The organism is Streptomyces sp. NPDC002884 (assembly GCF_040295245.1).
Taxonomy (GTDB): domain Bacteria; phylum Actinomycetota; class Actinomycetes; order Streptomycetales; family Streptomycetaceae; genus Streptomyces.
This window is the reverse complement of the sequence record NZ_JBEOVB010000040.1, coordinates 18,070-33,459: the sequence shown is the minus strand read 5'-3', so window position 1 is coordinate 33,459 and position 15,390 is coordinate 18,070. Positions and strand designations below refer to the sequence as shown.

Genomic DNA, 15,390 nt, shown 5'->3' with positions numbered 1-15,390 from the left:
CGGAGGGGCCCTTTTGCGTTTTGAGGCACGAGGTCAGGCTGAGGTGTGCTCTGCCTGACGCACCAGGTCGTCCAGCAGTGCGCTGTACGCGGCCGGCTGCTGTTCGCGCAGGATCTCAAGCCACAGGCGAGCACTCTTTGCGAAGACCGGCGGCTCCATCTTTCGGTGCAAGTGATTGACGACGTAGAAGGCGTCGTCATACGGCAGCTGACGGGGTTGTCCCTGCCCTTCTTCTCCGGTGGACCCTGTTTCGTCAGAGTGCGTCCTCGTGGCACTTACGGGCTCGGGATTAGCGGGCTTGACGCCTTCCGACGCGGACCGTCGCTGGGCTGGTGGCTTGGCCACATCCTGAGCAGGCGTCTCGACGGGTTTGTTGTCCGCGGACAACAAACCCTCACCGGACTGCGAGCCCGCCGGCCGCACCCCGCTCTTGTTGTCCGCGGACAACAAACTCCGGTCAGTCGTGCCTGCTACGGAAGCAGCCGGCGGGGCGACCGCGGCGGGTAGCTCCTGACCGTCAACCTTGTTGTCCGCGGACAACAAAGCGGCGCCTCCCGCAGCACGCAGCGTCTGCAACTGCTGGCGTTCCTCCGCCTTGGCCAGGGCTACTGCTTCCTTTTCCGCTCGCAGATGCTCCAGCAGAGCGGCCGCCCCCAATCCAGGGCTGTCCTTGGCACGCCGGGCGAGCGATCGCCCATCACGCTCAGGGAGCGACCCTGCGCTCAGCATGGCCTGCAGTTCCGCCGGCAGCTCCAGTAGCACCAGTTGGTTGGTCACCCACGAGCGGTCCTTGCCGAGCTGCTCCGCTGCCCGCGTCCGGGCCCCTCGCTCCGACGTCTCGGCACACACAGCCACGAGCTGCTCCACACCACGGGCCCGCTCGATCACGTCGAAGTCTTCCCGCTCGAGGTTCTCCTTGAGCAGGTGGTTGATGAACGCCTCACGGTCTGAGGCCAGATCGTCGCGGACGACGAAGTCCAGCGCCTCCAAACCGACGTGCACAGCGCTCTGGAAGCGCCGCTCACCGTTGACCAGGACATGAGCGGCGTCGCCGATCCGCTCCTCGTGGGCGGGCCAGAGCGCGAGATAGGCGGCCCGGGTCACGGCGACGCACGCGGCCAGCTGGGCGTGGCGCAGTTCCTCGCCGAAGCGCGTCTTGTCCTCGTCGGTGCCGAAGTTGCGGCGCGGGTTGAGGGGAGTGGGGGAGACCTCGTCCAGCCGTAGCCGGACCAGCTCGTAAACGGGGACGTCTCCCTGGGTCACTGCCTTCGCGCGGCCGCGGGCGCTGCGGCCGCGCCGTTCAGTGAAAGAAGAGCCGGTTCCCAGCCGGTCGGCGACGCTCATCCGCTGATCCTCCGTGCGATGGTCCGCATTGCTTCTGCCTGCTCGCAGTAGGGGGCGTGCGCCAGCAGGGGCGCCTTCACCCGGACCGCCTCCCGCTGGTCCTTCAGCTCCGGGACGATGGCCAGCACCGACGGCTCACCGATCTTCTGCCACTCCTCAAGGGACGAAGTCGCCACGTAGCCCTTGCGGCTGTCGTACATGTTGACCACGAAACCGAGCTGGGCAAGGCGGATGTCGAGGTCCTCGATCAGATCCTGGATCTGCTCCTCGAGCATGTCGTAGGCGTCAGCTGACGAGTCCTCCGCCAGCACCGGGATGACGATGCCCGACGAGTCGGCGTCTTCACCGTCCCGGGTGCGGCAGTAGTAGATGGCCGTGTCCATGCTGTAGCCGAGACTCGGAGGGCAGTCCACGACGATGAAGTCGAAGTCGTGCTCCAAGGGCTCCAACGCCTTCTCCAGCGCCGTCTCCTTGATCCGCACAACACGGCTCGTGGCCAGCTTGGCGTCCAGCAGGAAGGCGTCCTTGCAAGCAGGCAGCAGCCAGAGGTGGTCCTCGAAGTCGCCACCCTTTATCGGCACCAGGAGGTCTGCGAGCGCGCCGTCCTTGACCTCCCCGAGCATGTGCTTGGCCAGGCTCGGGCTGTCGATCTCGATGAGCGGATGGCCGAGCTGCTTGGTCAGGTGGCCCTGCGGGTCGAAGTCGATCAGCAGAGTGCGCTGTCCGGACTCCGCCAGAGCCTGAGCGACACCAGCAGACACCGAAGTCTTGCCGACACCGCCCTTCTGATTGCCGAAAATGATGCGCCGCGCCCCTGTGACCCGCTGCGGCTTGGGCCGCGGCGAAGGATGCTCGTCCAGCCACAGCCGGACCGACTGGGCGATGCCCTGGTTGTACGTGATCGAGCGGGACTTGCAGTCCAGCTTGAGTTTGTCGTACAGCCCGGCTGGCAGGTAGGTCGCGAACGAAGTGCCGCCCGTTGTGTCAACGGTGGGGCGGCTCCTGGTCTTTCTCCACGCTTCCACGCCCTGAGTCACGGCGTCCTGGATGTCGCTATCCAGCTCGGCAGCGCGGACCTTGAGCTCTTTCCGGAGCTCAGAAGGCAGTTTGGCTACTACCTTTTCCCGATCACTCGGGTCGTATGGAGCGGTCATGGCGCTACCTTACTTACCTCTGCGTTGCTTGGACAGCAAGGGCCTCATCAACGTCGCTTGTTGTCCGCGGACAACAAGCCAAACCATCCCTGTGCGCTTCGACTTCTCCCACGCTGCTGCACACCGCACGCCACACGTAGGCACACGCCGGGAAGGCCAAAGAACGCGCTGCGATTCGACGCTCCCACGATCGAGTGACACCAGGACAATTCGCTCAGCGAGTTGGCTATGCTCCCCCTCAAACGGCAGCGGCAAGGCCGTGCTCCCTTGAACGCCATCGGCCCACCGGCGTTCATCCACGGGCAGCGAAGGAGCTCAGCTTCACACTGCAACCACGCGCACGATCAACCCGGCTGACGGCCCGATCGCCGTACCGGAGGGCCGACTGGTACGGAGAATCAGGACCTCCCATGCGCAGTGGACGAATCAGCCGACTTGCTGCCCGCCGCCAGCAGTACACCAACGAGACCTACCAGCAGGCCCACAACCTGCTCCGCCCGGGGCGTCCGCCCATCCCGGATGCGGACTGCGTCGAGCAGCGGAACTTCGAGGCCGACCTCTTCTACCAGCTCCTCGAGTCGAACCGGGACTTCACCGCCTATCCCTTCGGCATCCGGCGCGTCAGTCCGCAGCCCGGCACAATCGAGTTGGTCGTCGAAAGTGAGCAGTGCGCCAGGAGGCTGTTGTCATGGCTGCTGCCCTGCTATGAGCCCGACGGCGAAGTCCACGGCCTGCTGGGGCTTCGGATCCGGCAGCGCACGACGAGAGGCGTGGAACTGCACCTTGCCGGCCAGCGCACCTCCGCATGGCTGACCGGCCCGCCCCGCGAGACATGGAAGGGGGCGGAGACCGAAAGCCTCGAACGTGTCGCGGACCGGGGATGGAAGGCACTGTGGCGCGGCCCGGAGCGCTGGTCGGCGGAAGAGATCGCCTTCGAGCATGAATGGAACACGGGGGAGTGGGCGCGGCAGTTCCAGGCGGGAGCGTGGAGCGCCAGCGGCCTGCTGCGCCGTCTCGGGCTCTTCCACACCCTCACTGCGGCCGACGCTGTCACCGGCTACAAGGGGCTAGGCATCAACGGGTACGAAGGCAGCGGCCCGGTGCGCTGGTGCCTGGACATCATCCATCGAGCCGGCATCCGGCGCCGCAAGCAAGCCTTGATCGAAGCGGTCACGGACGCGGAGTTCGGGCTGCCCGTCACCCGAGCTGATCACCTGGATGCCATCTATCCACCGGAGACCATGGAGAACTGGATCCGCCTGGACGACACAGCCCGGACAGGCCTCATCGAACTCCGCTTCACCACCTGCACCTACGAGCAGCTACAAGTGAGTTCTTGCGAGGCCGAGTACCGTGCGATCGCCGAAGCGGTCGAGCGGCGTGTCACCACGGCGACCCAGCGTCTTGGCCCTGGCTGAATGGCTTCTCCACACATCGAGTGGGACGGTCGGCGCTCCCGGGTCCGAAGCGCCGAACGGTCACCTGTCTTCGACCCGCAGTGCCAGCACGGCATCGCCAAGACCGACATCGTGACCACGGTGGCCGGGCAGTTGCTGATTCCGCTGGCGGGTGACCTGGCTCGCGACGATCAGCGCGGCCGGGTCGTCGGTGGTGTGCGCTAGCCCGGGACGAATGGACTCTTGGGCATGGTCGTTGCTCGGCCCTGCGGCGGCTCACCCACTCTGTTCGGGGCGGACGGTTGGTGCGGCCAGGAGGTTGCTGGCTACTTGCCGACCAGGTTCATGTGCTGCTCGTTGTAGCGGTCGCCGTGCACGCCCAGGCGGGCTGCGGCTTGGTCTAGGGCGGCCTTCTCGTCGGCGGACAGTGCCACCTGGGTGGCCTGCGCGTTCTCCTTGAGGCGGGTGATGCGGCGGGTGCCGGGGATGATCGGTACGATCCAGGGTTGCTGGGCCAGCAGCCAGGCCAGCGCCACCTGCCCGGGGGCGGCGTCTTTGGCCTGGGCCAGGGCGGTGACCTGGTCGACCAGGGCCTGATTGGCGGTCCGGTTGGCCGCGCTGAAGAGGGGAATCGTGGTGCGAACGTCGCCCTCCGCGAACCCGGTCCCGGCATCCACCGTCCCGGTCAGGAAACCCTTGCCCAGCGGGCTGAAGGGCACGGACCCGATGCCCAGTTCGGCCAGTGTCGGCAGGACCTCGGGTTCGGGGTCGCGGGTCCACAGCGAGTACTCGCTCTGCACCGCGGTCACCGGGTGCACGGCGTGGGCTCGGCGGATGGTGGCCGCGGCCGCCTCCGAGAGGCCGAAGTGGCGGACCTTGCCCGCCTGCACCAGTTCCCCGACCGCGCCGGCCACCTCCTCAGGCGGCACCTCGGGGTCGACCCGGTGCTGGTAGAACAGGTCGATCGTCTCGATGCGCAGCCGCCGCAGTGAAGCGTCGGCGACCCGCTTGATCTGCTCGGGGCGGCTGTCCAAGCCAGTGGAGGCCCCGTTCTCGATGCGCCAGCCGAACTTCGTCGCGAGCACCACCTGGTCGCGGACCGGCGCGAGGGTTTCCCCAACGAGCTTCTCGTTGACGTAGGGGCCGTAGACCTCGGCGGTGTCGAAGAACGTGACGCCCTGCTCGACAGCGCCGCGCAGGACCGCGATCATCTCGCTGCGGTCGCCGGGGTTGGGGCCGTAGCTCTGCGACATCCCCATGCATCCCATGCCGATGGCCGAGACCTCAAGACCCTGCCCGAGAGTGCGCGTGTGCACGATGGGACTCCTCGCGTCATGTGCCAATTAATGGAGGGTCGGTCGTGGTGCGACACAGGTGCCGCACCACGACCAGTCTGAGCGGGTCAGGGCGTGAGTAGGGCCTTGATGGCGCGGCGCTCGTCCATGGCCTGGTAGCCCTCGGCGACCTGCGACAGCGGGAGCTGGAGGTCGAAGACCTTGCCTGGGTTGATGCGGCCGGACAGGACCCGGTCGATCAGGTCGGGCAGGAACTCCCTGACGGGGGCCGGGCCGCCGCGCAGGCCGACGTGGGAGTGGAACAGCTCGGTGCCGCCGATCTGCACGTCGTGGGGCACGCCGACGAAGCCGATGTTGCCGCCGGGGCGGGTGGCGTGCAGGGCCTGCTGCATGGACTGGGCGCTGCCGACGCACTCCAGTACGCGGTCCGCGCCGATCCCGCCGGTCAGTTCCTTGATCCGGGCCACGCCCTCGTTGCCGCGCTCGGCGACGATGTCGGTGGCGCCGAACTTGCGGGCCAAATTCTGCCGCGATGTGTGGCGGGACATGGCGATGATCCGCTCCGCTCCGAGTTCCCTGGCCGCGATAACCGCGCACAGGCCCACCGCGCCGTCGCCCACCACGGCCACCGTGTCACCGGCTTGGACCTGGGCGGCTACGGCGGCGTACCAGCCGGTGCCCATGACGTCGGAGCACGCCAGCAGGCTGGCGATGTGCTCCTCGGCGGGCAGGTCGGGGGTGGCGACCAGGGTGCCGTCGGCCAGCGGGACGCGGATCTTCTCGGCCTGGCAGCCGCCCGCGCCGACGAACTCGCGGTGCAGGCAGTTGGTCTGGTACCCGTTGCGGCAGTTCGGGCAGGTGTTGTCCGAGGCGAAGAACGAGCCCACGACGAACTGGCCCGGCTTGATGCGAGCGACCTCGGCGCCGACTTCCTCCACGATGCCGACGTACTCGTGCCCGAACGGCACTGGCTCCTCGACCGGGTTGACGCCGCGGTAGCTCCACAGGTCCGAGCCACACACGCTGGTGGCGACCGTGCGGATGACCGCGTCGGTCGGCTTCAGGATCTGCGGGTCGTCACGCTCCTCGAAGCGCACGTCGCCGGGGGCGTAGAGAACTGCTCCGCGCATAGTGAGGCTGCCTTTCTGTGCTGTGCGGAAAGCGGCTCCGTGTCTCTGCCCAGGCAAGAGCCGGCCGAGGAATCGAGGGGCCCGGGGTCAGGGGGTGCGGGTGCTGCGGCGCGGGCCGGCGTACTCGGTGTCGGTGACGTGCTTGAGCCAGTCGACCTCGTCGGTCTCCCACAAGGCGATGTGGACCATGAAGTGGTCGGGCGCGGCACCGTGCCAGTGCTCCTCGCCCGGCGGGGTCCAGACCACGTCGCCGGGGTGGGCTTCGAGGATGTCGCCGCCCCGGGACTGGATCAGGGCGATGCCCTCGACGATGTAGAGGGTCTGACCCAGGCCGTGGGAGTGCCAGGCGGTACGGGCACCGGGGGCGAAACGGACCGCGTTCGCACGGGCCCGGGAAGGCTCCTCACCTCGGTAGATCACATCGGCCCAGGCATCGCCGGTGAACATTTTCTCCGGCAGCTTCAGCGTCGGCTGCTTACTCAAAAGCTCCATGGTCGTTCCTTGTCTCGTGCGAGTGGAGTGGGAGGGGCGGGGTGCCGGGCCAGCAGTCAGGCCGCAAGATCACCGCGTTCCTCGGCGATCTTCTTGAGCTGGGTGACCGCACTCATGGCGGTGGGCCATCCGGAGTAGAACGCCAGGTGGGTGATCGCCTCCGACAGCTCCTCCACACTCAGCCCGTTGTCCATGGCCAGACCGAGGTGGTAGCCGAGCTGTTCACCCCGGTAGAGGGATACCAGCGCGCTGACGGTCACCAGGCTCCGGTCCCGCGGGGAAAGCCCGGGGCGCTGCCAGACATCGTCGAACAGGACCTCGTTGCTGACCTCGACCAGCTTCGGTGCGATGGCGGCCAGTTCCTGGGGAGCGGACATCGTTGGCATCGGGTGACTCCTTGATCAATCGGGAAGAACCGGTCAGCGCCACTGTGTGGCGCGGGCCGCCTGCGTGCGACCGCCCGACGCGTACCGCGGCCGGACCAGTACGGCGTAAGCGGCCCCGGTATCGAGGAAACCGGAGACCTGGTGTGCCCCATCACCACCGCGGCACCTGGAGGGCAAGGGGTCGCAGTGGTGGGGGGTGTGGTCAGGCAGCGTAGGAGGCGAGCAGTTCGTTGTACTGCTTGGCGGCGGTGGCCAGGTCTTCGTCGGAGAGGCCGAAGGCGGTTCCGTACACCTTGAACATCGGCTGCTGGAAGTCGAGCTGGCACAGGCGCAGGGTCGCCTCCCAGTTGTTGAGGAGGGTCTCGATGGTGGTCTTGTTCGCGCCTTCGGGGGTGTAGTGGTCGGCGGGGACGCCGGTGGTGACGGCGACGACGGCCTTCTTGCCGGCCAGTTGCGAGGCGGATCCGTCGATGGTGAAGGCCCAGCCGAGGGTGAAGACCGTGTCCTGCCAGTGCTTGAACAGCGGGGTGGTGTTGTACCAGAACACCGGGTGCTGGAAGACGATCACATCATGCTCGGCCAGCAGCGCCTGCTCGGCTGGGACGTCGATCCGGAAGTCGGGGTAGGTGGCATAGAGGTCGTGCACGGTGACATGGGGCAGATCGCGGACGGCGTCCACGAGCGCCGCGTTGGCCTTCGACTGCGACAGGTCCGGATGGCCTACGACAAGGAGAACCTTGGACATGATGAGGAACCTTTTCAGTGATCAGTGAAATGGGTGAACGGATGCGGGTTGGTCAAGTGCGACGGGCCAGGGACTTCGCCGGGGCGTCAGTCCCTCGCGAGGTCCAGGCGCGTGAGCTGATCCGGGCGCAGGGGCGCCGGCGGTCAGCGATCGATGCTGGCCATGTTGACCTCGTCGTGGCGTTCGCCCGCAGCCGGTGTGAGGTTGTTGAGGCGGTCGAGCTGCGCGGCGCTGAGTTCTACGGCGTCGGCGGCGGTGTTCTCCTCGACGCGCGTAACCCGCCGGGTGCCGGGGATGGGGGCGATGTCGTCGCCACGGGTCAGCAGCCATGCCAGCGCGGTCTGGGCCGGGGTGGCGCCGATCTCGGCGCCGATGGCCTGTACCTCGTCGACGATGCGCAGGTTGCGCTGGAAGTTCTCGCCGGTGAAGCGCGGGTTGGTCTTGCGCCAGTCGTCGTCGGTGAAGTCGTCGACGGTGCGGATCTGCCCGGTCAGCAGGCCGTGGCCGAGCGGGGAGTAGGGAACGAATCCGATGCCGAGCTCGCGCAGCAGCGGGAGGATCTCGGCCTCGACGTCGCGGGTCCACAGCGAGTATTCGGTCTGCAGCGCGGCCACTGGATGCACGGCGTGCGCCCGGCGGATCGTCTCGGGACCGGCCTCGGAGAGGCCGATGTGGCGTACCTTGCCCTCGGCGACCAGCTCGGCCAGCGCGCCGATGGTCGCCTCGACGGGTGTGTTCGGGTCGACGCGGTGCTGGTAGTAGAGGTCGATGTGGTCGGTGCCGAGCCGCTTGAGCGAGCCTTCGACCGCGGCCTTCACGTTTTCGGGGCTGCTGTCGATCACGCCGGGGCCGTCGCCGGCGTGGGAGACGAGCCCGAACTTCGTCGCCACGACGACGTCGTCCCGCTGGCCCTTGATGGCCTTGCCGACGAGTTCCTCGCTGTGGAAGGGGCCGTAGATCTCGGCGGTGTCGATGTGGGTGACCCCGAGGTCCAGCGCACGGTGGATGGTACGGATCGACTCGGCGTCGTCGAGCCCTCCGCCCGTGGTGTAGGTGCCGGCCATGGTCATGGCTCCCAGCCCGATGCGGGAGACATCGAGCCCGCCCAGTGATACGTGCTTCATCAGACACTCCTTGTCGTGACGGCCGTCAGGCCGGTCGGTGGTCATGGTCTGGGGGTGCGCCACCAACTGGTGGGCCGCGCGGCGCCGGCGCGGGCGACGTTGCCAGGTGGCGGATCAGCGCCGTAGGCGCACCCGGCGGCTTCCGGCCTCGGCCGGGGCATGGTGCTCAGGCGTGGGTGTCGTCGTAGGCCAGGCTGTCGCCCAGTTCGCGGGAGGCTTCGGCCTGGGCGAGGAGTTCCTTCGCCTTGGCCTCGGCGGCCTCGATGGCGTCCGCACCGGCGACGAAGCGCAGCAGCGGCTTGTCCTGTCCGGCGATGGTGAGCAGGGCGCGGGCGAGCTTGGCGGGGTCGCCGGGCTGCTTGCCGTTCATGCTCTTCATGCCCTCGATCCGGGGGGCGGTGCGCGGGGCGTAGTCGTCGATGGACAGCTTGGGCCAGTTGGTGGAGCCGTCCACGAGGAGTTCGGTGCGGAAGTAGCCGGGCTCCACGATCGTGGTGTGGATGTTGTACGGCTCGACGTCGTAGCGCAGGGACTCCATCCAGCCCTCTTCGGCGAACTTGGAGGCGGCGTAGGCGGAGGTGAACTCCATACCGACCAGCCCGGCGGTCGAGGTGATGGTGATGACGTGGCCGGCACGCTGCTTGCGCAGGATGGGCAGGACGGCGCGGGTGACGTTCATCGGGCCGAAGAGGTTGGTCTCGAACTGCTGGCGCATCTGCGCGGGCGAGATCTCCTCGAAGTAGCCGGTGAAGAGGTTCCCGGCGTTGTTGATCAGGACGTCGATGCGGCCGAAGCGGTCGACGGCTGCCTGCGCGGCGGCCTCGGCGTCCTCCAGGCTGGTTACGTCGAGCCTGGTGACCAGCAGATTGTCCTGGGGCCCGCCGAGGGTCTTCTCGACTTCTTCGGGGCGGCGGCCGGTGGCGACGACCCGGTGGCCTGCGGCGAGGGCCTCGCGGGCGATGTCCGTGCCCAGACCGCGTCCGGCACCGGTGACGAAGATGACCTTGCTCATGGGGGGTTTCCTTTCTGGCGCCGTGATCCGGCTCCCGCTAGCTGCGGGGGAGGTTCGTGATGCAAGCGGCGCCGACAGCGCCACGGAGGGGGCTGGGACCGGCGGCACAAGCACCGTCCGTCCGGACGGTTCACACCGCCGTGGGCGGTGCACCACCAACAAAACCGCTTGTCACGCGCGTGTGGGAGTCCCTGCTGAGGGGGTCACTGACAGGGCCCCCCAACCCGGCGGAAGCACTCGTAGAGTGAAAGGCATGGCAGGCAGAAACGACCCACAAGGCACCAACCGCGACATCCGCGATGATTTCCGTGCGGAGATCCGGGAATTCCTCGGCACGCGCCGGGCCAGGGTCACCCCCGAACAAGCCGGACTGCCCCTGTACGGCGGAGAGCGCCGACGGGTCACCGGGTTGCGTCGCGAGGAGGTCGCCCTCCTCGCGGGCATCTCCAGCGAGTACTACACCCGGCTGGAGCGCGGCAACGCCACCGGAGTCTCCGAAAGCGTCATCGAAGGCATCGCACAGGCACTCCAGCTCGACGAGGCCGAACGCATCCACCTGCTCGATCTCCTGCGCGGCGCCGGCACGACCCGCCCGCCACGCCGCCGTCCGGCCCAGCAGCGCGTACGGCCCACGGTGCAGCGCGTCCTCGACTCGATGGCCGGCACACCTGCGTTCATCCTCAGCGGACGCGGGGACATCCTGGCCGCCAACCACCTCGGGCGCGTCCTGTTCTCTCCCATCTACGCCGATCCTGCACGGCCGCCGAACAACGCCCGGTTTGTCTTCCTCAGCCCGCACGCGACCGAGTTCTTCCGCCACTGGGACGAAGTCGCCAATGACACGGTCGCCATGCTGCGCGCCGAAGCCGGCCGCGACCTCTACGACCGACGGCTGACGGACCTGATCGGGGAACTGTCCACCCGCAGCGAGGAATTCCGTCGCCGCTGGGCGGCCCACAACGTCCGCATGCACACCACCGGCGTGAAACTCCTCCATCACCCGGTCGTCGGCGACCTTGACCTGCCCTTCGAGACCTTCCCGCTCCCCGACGGCCCCAGTCAGTTCCTCCTCACCTACACCCCCGAGCCCCACTCACCCACCCAGGACGCCCTGAACCTGCTCGCCAGCTGGGCCGCGACCAACGACGACATCGAGCGGACCGCGCCGGCCACCGACTCCCAGCCCGCCGACTCGGCCGAGACACCCGACTGATCCACGAGCGGCGCGAGTCGATCTGCGGCAACTTTTGCTGCGTAGCGGCACCATCAGTTACCGATATCGAGGCCAGGACAGCGCAGCCGTCTACGCGTGGCTCTGTCGGTGAGTCCACCAAGAGATACGCAGCCAGCTACGCGAGACCGCTGGGGTGACGCTGCACTCCAGCTCGCGGCACCGTGGACAAACGGACAACTGCCAACCCCCGCCATAACTTCGGCTCCGCTACCCAGCCGGGCGGCAGGGCGGGGTCGGCGGCCGGGGTGGTCAGCATCGGTTGTGGCAGGTGCCACGTCACTGGAGATCTCTTCCACCGGACGGCCATGCCGTCTCGATTGCGCCACGAACGGCCGGACACAGGCGCGGCGGTTGCGCTGACCGGTTAGGCGCGGGTGCTGGTGTGGCGGGCGGTCAGTCCCCAGCCTTGCAGAACGGGTGTCATGCACCACTGGCAGAGGGGGCTGCCGCCGTGGCCGTACTTGTGGGTCTTGCGCTGGCATGCGGCACAGGGGCCGACCTGGCTGCCCAGGCAGACGAACGCGGACGGGTCAGGGTCTGCGAGGGGAGGCGCTGGTGGGAGAGTGCCCATTGGAGGCGGTGTCCTTGCGGCAGGGGACGGTGGGGGAGGGCTGGTGTGGTGCCGCGGGGTAAGGCGGGGATGTCGAGCTGGGTGTCGGGGCGGCAGTGGGTGCAGGGCCGCAGGCCGTCGGTGAGGAGGCGGCGTGCTTCGTCACGGTCGACGGGACGGCGCCGCTTGCCCGCCATATGGCAGTCACCGGTGTGGACCTGGATCGGCGGGCGTCCGGTGCCGATGCCCAGCTCGACCGTCCATTGCGGGGGCTCGGGGCGGCGGCGCCGGCCCTGCTCGGTTTCTGCCTGCCGCTGTTGCACGGCGGCGATCTTCGCATCGATGCGGCCCAGCCACAGGGTGTGCCACACCCGCAGCGTCTCCAGGCGGGGCAGGTCCTCCGGCAGGTCATCGAACACACATCCGATTCTAGGGGAATGTGTCTGCCGTCTCCATCGGGACCTGACACCGTGCTGACGGGTCAGGGCCCGGTGAGGATGTCGTGGGTGCCGATCCGGCGCCACACGATGTGCTGCTCGCCGCGGACTATCTCCTCCCCGTAGGACCACGTGGCGCGGCCGTTGCCGTCCCAGGTCAGCTCGAAGACACCGTGAGCGCGCTGGACGCCCTTCACGCGGAGGCCAGCGCGGAAACGGCCGGTGCGCAGGTCGTCGACGAAGGCGACCACGGCCTGGCGGAAGCGGCGACGCTGTTCGGGGGTGAGGCGGTGATGGTCGGCGGTGAAGCGGGGCGTGGACTCGTAGGTGGGCACGTCGGTTCTCCAGGAAGCACGAAGCCCCCGGCTGTCGCCGGGGGCAGTGGGTGTCTCTCTTGGGTGGAAGGGAGTCGGTGACGTGGTGCGGGCTGATACGTCTTTGGCCATCGGTGGGGGAGCGGTACGTAGATGTGCGCTCGTTGACGGTGGAGTCGTCTGCTGGTGCTTTCCGTGGCATGTGAGGTGGGTGCGACTGGGGGCCGCGCAGCATTTGCATGGCCTTGGTGGTGTCCGCCGGGCGGGCACGGCGTCGCCGCGTACGCCCGCCCGACGGGTTCGGCGGTGAAGGTCCGGTGAACTCTCCCGCCGTACGGGATCGCGCTTTTCCGCAGGTCAGACCCGTTGTCCCCTGTGGGAATGCTGAGTGTCGCGAAGGTTCAGAGGCGTAACGCCTGGCGCTACTACGTGCGCGGAGTCGCATTCGGGGACGGCCGCCGCCCGGCCAGCCAGTCCCTCAAGGCCGCCCAGGAGATGGCCGGTCTCCCGCCCGGGAGGTGGTTGGGGCGCGGTCTGGACGCGCTCGGGCTCACCGAGGGCGCGGAGGCGTCCGAGCGCCAGATGGAGCTGGTCTTCGGGCAGGGCCGGCACCCGGACGCCGACCGCATCGAGCGCGGCCTCCTGGACGACGGCGTCGATGCGGCGACCGCGCGACGGGCGACCGTGCTCGGGCAGCCGATCGAAGAGATCGAGGCCCGCAAGCAGACCCCGCTGCTCGCCATCGACTTCACCTTCCGCCCGCAGGCTTCCCTGCACGTGCTGTGGGCGCTGGGAGACGACAGGATCCGCCGGACTATCGAGCGGGCCCACGAGAGGGCCATCGCCAGGGCGCTGCGCTGGCTCGAGGACGACGTCGCGGAGACCCGGTGGTCCTCCGGCCGCGGCCACGCGAAGACGCCGGCCTTGGTGGTCGCGGCGTTCCGGCACTTCGACAATCGCGACGGATTCCCGCTCCTGCACGACCACTGCCTGGTCCTCAACCGCGTGCAGCGCCTGGACGACAACGGCGAGCCGAAGTGGGGCGCGCTGGACACCCGCCGTCTCTACCGCCATGTGGTGGCGGCCGGGACGCTCTACACCCTCGCGATGACGACCGAGGTGTGTGAGGAGCTGGGACTGGCGACCGTGCCCCGGGAGGTGACGCCGGGCCTGCGCCCGGTGATGGAGATAGCCGGTGTCGACTCCGAGCTCATCGACTGGACCTCCACTCGCCGCCAGCGGATCGAGGACGCCCTCGAGGGTCTGACCTACAGGTACGCGCAGAAGCACGGGCGGCTGCCCGGCGAAAAGGCCCGGCACGGCCTCGGGTGGTGGGCGGCGCAGGACACCCGCCCCGAGAAGAAGACCCCGCGCCCGCTGGAGTACCTGCTCGCGTGGTGGAAGGCGTCCGCGCTCTTGAAGTTCGGCGAGCGGGTGGTCGACGGGCTCCTGCACCGCTGTCGCGCGGCGGGTGCGGCGATCCGGGCGCGGGTGGACCCGGTGGTCGACGCCGCGTTAGCCGCCGTCGACGTCGCCGCGGTCGTCTTTACCGTGCGCGGCAAGTTCGCCCGCCGCCACGTCCTGGCCGAAGCGCGCCGGCACCTGCTGGAGACCCTGCGCGGCCGCGAGTTCACGCGCGGCCTGGACGACTACATCGCGAACCGCGCCTTGGCCGACCACGGCCGCCAGACCACCGCTGTCCAGCCCGGCCGCCGGGCCCCCGCCGCCGACCAGATCTTCTACACCGCCGACTTCCCCGAGCCCGACCCCTGGTGGATCGCCGGCACCGACGGCAAGCCGCCCCGGGAGTCGTCTCGCTACGAGCGGGCCCGGGTCGCCAGCCTCGCCGTACGCAACGCGATCCGTGCTGCTCGCACCGCGGCCGCCGGGCAGGCAGTCGCTCCGGCCGCGACGTCGGCCGCCGCGCACACCTACGACCAGCGCCACGACCAGGCGTCAGAGCCGCCGCGCGCCGTCGACCACCCCGGCCGGGACGCCGCCCTCACCCCGGCGCAGCGGGCCGACGCCGTCCACGCCCATCAGCGGGCCGCGATGCCCGAGGAGTACCTCGGTGGCCGTACGACCGACGCGGCGACGTGGCTGCGCACGCCGAAGAACCTGGAGCGGCTCGCCGCCTTCACCCGCGCCGCCGACGCCCGCCGCCGCGCCTACGAGGACAAGAAGTCCCCGGTCGCGCCCGATGCCCCCGCCGACGGCCATCGCCAGGAGCACGAGCAGCAGCACCAGCAGCCCGGTCACGGCCAGAGTCCCGGGCCCCGGCCGTGACCGCCCGGCGGGACGCAGCTCGAAGCAACCGCGCCAGCACCTGGCACGCACCCGGCGCCTCGGCCCCGGAGGCATCGGGGCGCGGCGAGAGTACGGGGACCGCCCCCGTGAACGAGGAGGAACCATGGTCGACCTGATCCTGATACAGCTCTCGCCGGAGCAGCGGGAGCGCCTGGAGCACCTTGCCGACGCCAGCCGGCTGCGGACGGCGCTGTACTCGTCGCCGAAGCCGCGGCCGGTCCGGCGCCGCTCCCGGCAGTACCCCGGCGGCCGGCCGAACCCGTGGCGCGCAGCGAGCCTGCGCCGCCACTCTCCACCGCGCACCCGGTGGGCGCGATGGACGATGTGAGCCCGGAGGGTGGAGCCCACCGTGGGGATCCACCCGGTGGGAGTGGAGCCCATCGCGGAGCGCACCGGGTGGGAGTGGACTCCACCGCGACATCGGGTGGACTCCGCTCCGGCGGGTCCGGCCGGTGAGGTGTGCGGGACT

16 protein-coding genes are annotated in these 15,390 nt (G+C 69.1%); 5 read left to right on the top strand and 11 right to left on the bottom strand.

What is annotated here, in order from left to right:
- Positions 1-33: 33 nt before the first annotated feature.
- Positions 34-1,344: a ParB/RepB/Spo0J family partition protein gene (locus tag ABT070_RS40435; RefSeq protein ID WP_351767942.1), complete on the bottom strand. Its 1,311-nt coding sequence runs from the start codon at positions 1,342-1,344 to the stop codon at positions 34-36.
- Positions 1,341-2,498: a ParA family protein gene (locus ABT070_RS40430; protein ID WP_351767941.1), complete on the bottom strand. Its 1,158-nt coding sequence runs from the start codon at positions 2,496-2,498 to the stop codon at positions 1,341-1,343. Before ABT070_RS40430 ends, ABT070_RS40435 begins: the two co-directional genes overlap by 4 nt.
- A 410-nt stretch (positions 2,499-2,908) precedes the next feature.
- On the opposite strand from ABT070_RS40430, the gene ABT070_RS40425 reads away from it, so the two are divergent.
- Both ABT070_RS40425 and ABT070_RS40420 read left to right on the top strand, forming a co-directional pair.
- Positions 2,909-3,916, top strand: a complete 1,008-nt coding sequence (locus ABT070_RS40425) for a hypothetical protein (RefSeq protein ID WP_351767940.1) — start codon at positions 2,909-2,911, stop codon at positions 3,914-3,916.
- Positions 3,917-4,120 (top strand): hypothetical protein, encoded by a 204-nt coding sequence (locus ABT070_RS40420; protein WP_351767939.1) that lies wholly within the window; start codon positions 3,917-3,919, stop codon positions 4,118-4,120. It abuts the gene before it with no gap.
- Between the two features lie 101 nt (positions 4,121-4,221).
- On the opposite strand, the gene ABT070_RS40415 is transcribed toward ABT070_RS40420, so the two are convergent.
- From ABT070_RS40415 to ABT070_RS40385, 7 genes are all read right to left on the bottom strand, one after another.
- A complete protein-coding gene (locus ABT070_RS40415) occupies positions 4,222-5,211 on the bottom strand; it encodes an aldo/keto reductase (protein ID WP_351767938.1) in 990 nt (329 codons plus the stop codon).
- A gap of 86 nt (positions 5,212-5,297) precedes the next feature.
- Positions 5,298-6,320: a zinc-dependent alcohol dehydrogenase family protein gene (locus tag ABT070_RS40410; RefSeq protein ID WP_351767937.1), complete on the bottom strand. Its 1,023-nt coding sequence runs from the start codon at positions 6,318-6,320 to the stop codon at positions 5,298-5,300.
- A gap of 87 nt (positions 6,321-6,407) precedes the next feature.
- On the bottom strand, positions 6,408-6,812 hold the full coding sequence (locus tag ABT070_RS40405; RefSeq protein ID WP_351767936.1) for a (R)-mandelonitrile lyase: 405 nt from the start codon (positions 6,810-6,812) through the stop codon (positions 6,408-6,410).
- A 56-nt stretch (positions 6,813-6,868) separates the two neighbouring features.
- Complete coding sequence (locus ABT070_RS40400) at positions 6,869-7,198, bottom strand: carboxymuconolactone decarboxylase family protein (RefSeq protein ID WP_351767935.1); 330 nt, start codon at positions 7,196-7,198, stop codon at positions 6,869-6,871.
- 202 nt (positions 7,199-7,400) lie between these two features.
- Positions 7,401-7,943, bottom strand: coding sequence for an NAD(P)H-dependent oxidoreductase (locus ABT070_RS40395; RefSeq protein ID WP_351767934.1), 543 nt, complete (start codon positions 7,941-7,943; stop codon positions 7,401-7,403).
- A gap of 143 nt (positions 7,944-8,086) precedes the next feature.
- A complete protein-coding gene (locus tag ABT070_RS40390; RefSeq protein WP_351767933.1) occupies positions 8,087-9,067 on the bottom strand; it encodes an aldo/keto reductase in 981 nt (326 codons plus the stop codon).
- Positions 9,068-9,233: 166 nt separating this feature from the next.
- The gene (locus tag ABT070_RS40385; RefSeq protein ID WP_351767932.1) at positions 9,234-10,079 is read right to left on the bottom strand and encodes an SDR family oxidoreductase; all 846 of its coding nucleotides are present in this window, start codon (positions 10,077-10,079) and stop codon (positions 9,234-9,236) included.
- 253 nt (positions 10,080-10,332) lie between these two features.
- On the opposite strand from ABT070_RS40385, the gene ABT070_RS40380 reads away from it, so the two are divergent.
- Positions 10,333-11,292 carry a helix-turn-helix domain-containing protein gene (locus ABT070_RS40380; RefSeq protein ID WP_351767931.1) on the top strand — a complete coding sequence of 320 codons (960 nt, stop codon included), beginning with the start codon at positions 10,333-10,335 and terminating at the stop codon, positions 11,290-11,292.
- A gap of 441 nt (positions 11,293-11,733) precedes the next feature.
- Here ABT070_RS40380 and ABT070_RS40375 read toward each other — a convergent pair whose 3' ends face one another.
- Both ABT070_RS40375 and ABT070_RS40370 read right to left on the bottom strand, forming a co-directional pair.
- Entirely contained in the window at positions 11,734-12,282 is a 549-nt protein-coding gene (locus ABT070_RS40375) for a DUF6233 domain-containing protein (protein ID WP_351767930.1), read from the bottom strand.
- A 62-nt stretch (positions 12,283-12,344) separates the two neighbouring features.
- Positions 12,345-12,635, bottom strand: coding sequence for a hypothetical protein (locus ABT070_RS40370; protein WP_351767929.1), 291 nt, complete (start codon positions 12,633-12,635; stop codon positions 12,345-12,347).
- Positions 12,636-12,995: 360 nt separating this feature from the next.
- Here ABT070_RS40370 and mobF point away from each other — a divergent pair, with 360 nt between their 5' ends.
- Positions 12,996-14,900: a MobF family relaxase gene (mobF, locus tag ABT070_RS40365; protein WP_351767928.1), complete on the top strand. Its 1,905-nt coding sequence runs from the start codon at positions 12,996-12,998 to the stop codon at positions 14,898-14,900.
- Positions 14,901-15,024: 124 nt separating this feature from the next.
- A complete protein-coding gene (locus ABT070_RS40360) occupies positions 15,025-15,249 on the top strand; it encodes a hypothetical protein (protein WP_351767927.1) in 225 nt (74 codons plus the stop codon).
- Positions 15,250-15,390: the final 141 nt, after the last annotated feature.

Excerpts from the sequence above, each read along its gene's own strand:
- ABT070_RS40435 (WP_351767942.1), bottom strand. The coding sequence starts at position 1,344 with ATGAGCGTCGCCGACCGGCTGGGAACCGGCTCTTCTTTCACTGAACGG.
- ABT070_RS40430 (WP_351767941.1), bottom strand. The coding sequence starts at position 2,498 with ATGACCGCTCCATACGACCCGAGTGATCGGGAAAAGGTAGTAGCCAAA.
- ABT070_RS40425 (WP_351767940.1), top strand. The coding sequence starts at position 2,909 with ATGCGCAGTGGACGAATCAGCCGACTTGCTGCCCGCCGCCAGCAGTAC.
- ABT070_RS40420 (WP_351767939.1), top strand. The coding sequence starts at position 3,917 with ATGGCTTCTCCACACATCGAGTGGGACGGTCGGCGCTCCCGGGTCCGA.
- ABT070_RS40410 (WP_351767937.1), bottom strand. The coding sequence starts at position 6,320 with ATGCGCGGAGCAGTTCTCTACGCCCCCGGCGACGTGCGCTTCGAGGAG.
- ABT070_RS40405 (WP_351767936.1), bottom strand. The coding sequence starts at position 6,812 with ATGGAGCTTTTGAGTAAGCAGCCGACGCTGAAGCTGCCGGAGAAAATG.
- ABT070_RS40400 (WP_351767935.1), bottom strand. The coding sequence starts at position 7,198 with ATGCCAACGATGTCCGCTCCCCAGGAACTGGCCGCCATCGCACCGAAG.
- ABT070_RS40395 (WP_351767934.1), bottom strand. The coding sequence starts at position 7,943 with ATGTCCAAGGTTCTCCTTGTCGTAGGCCATCCGGACCTGTCGCAGTCG.
- ABT070_RS40390 (WP_351767933.1), bottom strand. The coding sequence starts at position 9,067 with ATGAAGCACGTATCACTGGGCGGGCTCGATGTCTCCCGCATCGGGCTG.
- ABT070_RS40385 (WP_351767932.1), bottom strand. The coding sequence starts at position 10,079 with ATGAGCAAGGTCATCTTCGTCACCGGTGCCGGACGCGGTCTGGGCACG.
- ABT070_RS40380 (WP_351767931.1), top strand. The coding sequence starts at position 10,333 with ATGGCAGGCAGAAACGACCCACAAGGCACCAACCGCGACATCCGCGAT.
- mobF (WP_351767928.1), top strand. The coding sequence starts at position 12,996 with ATGCTGAGTGTCGCGAAGGTTCAGAGGCGTAACGCCTGGCGCTACTAC.
- ABT070_RS40360 (WP_351767927.1), top strand. The coding sequence starts at position 15,025 with ATGGTCGACCTGATCCTGATACAGCTCTCGCCGGAGCAGCGGGAGCGC.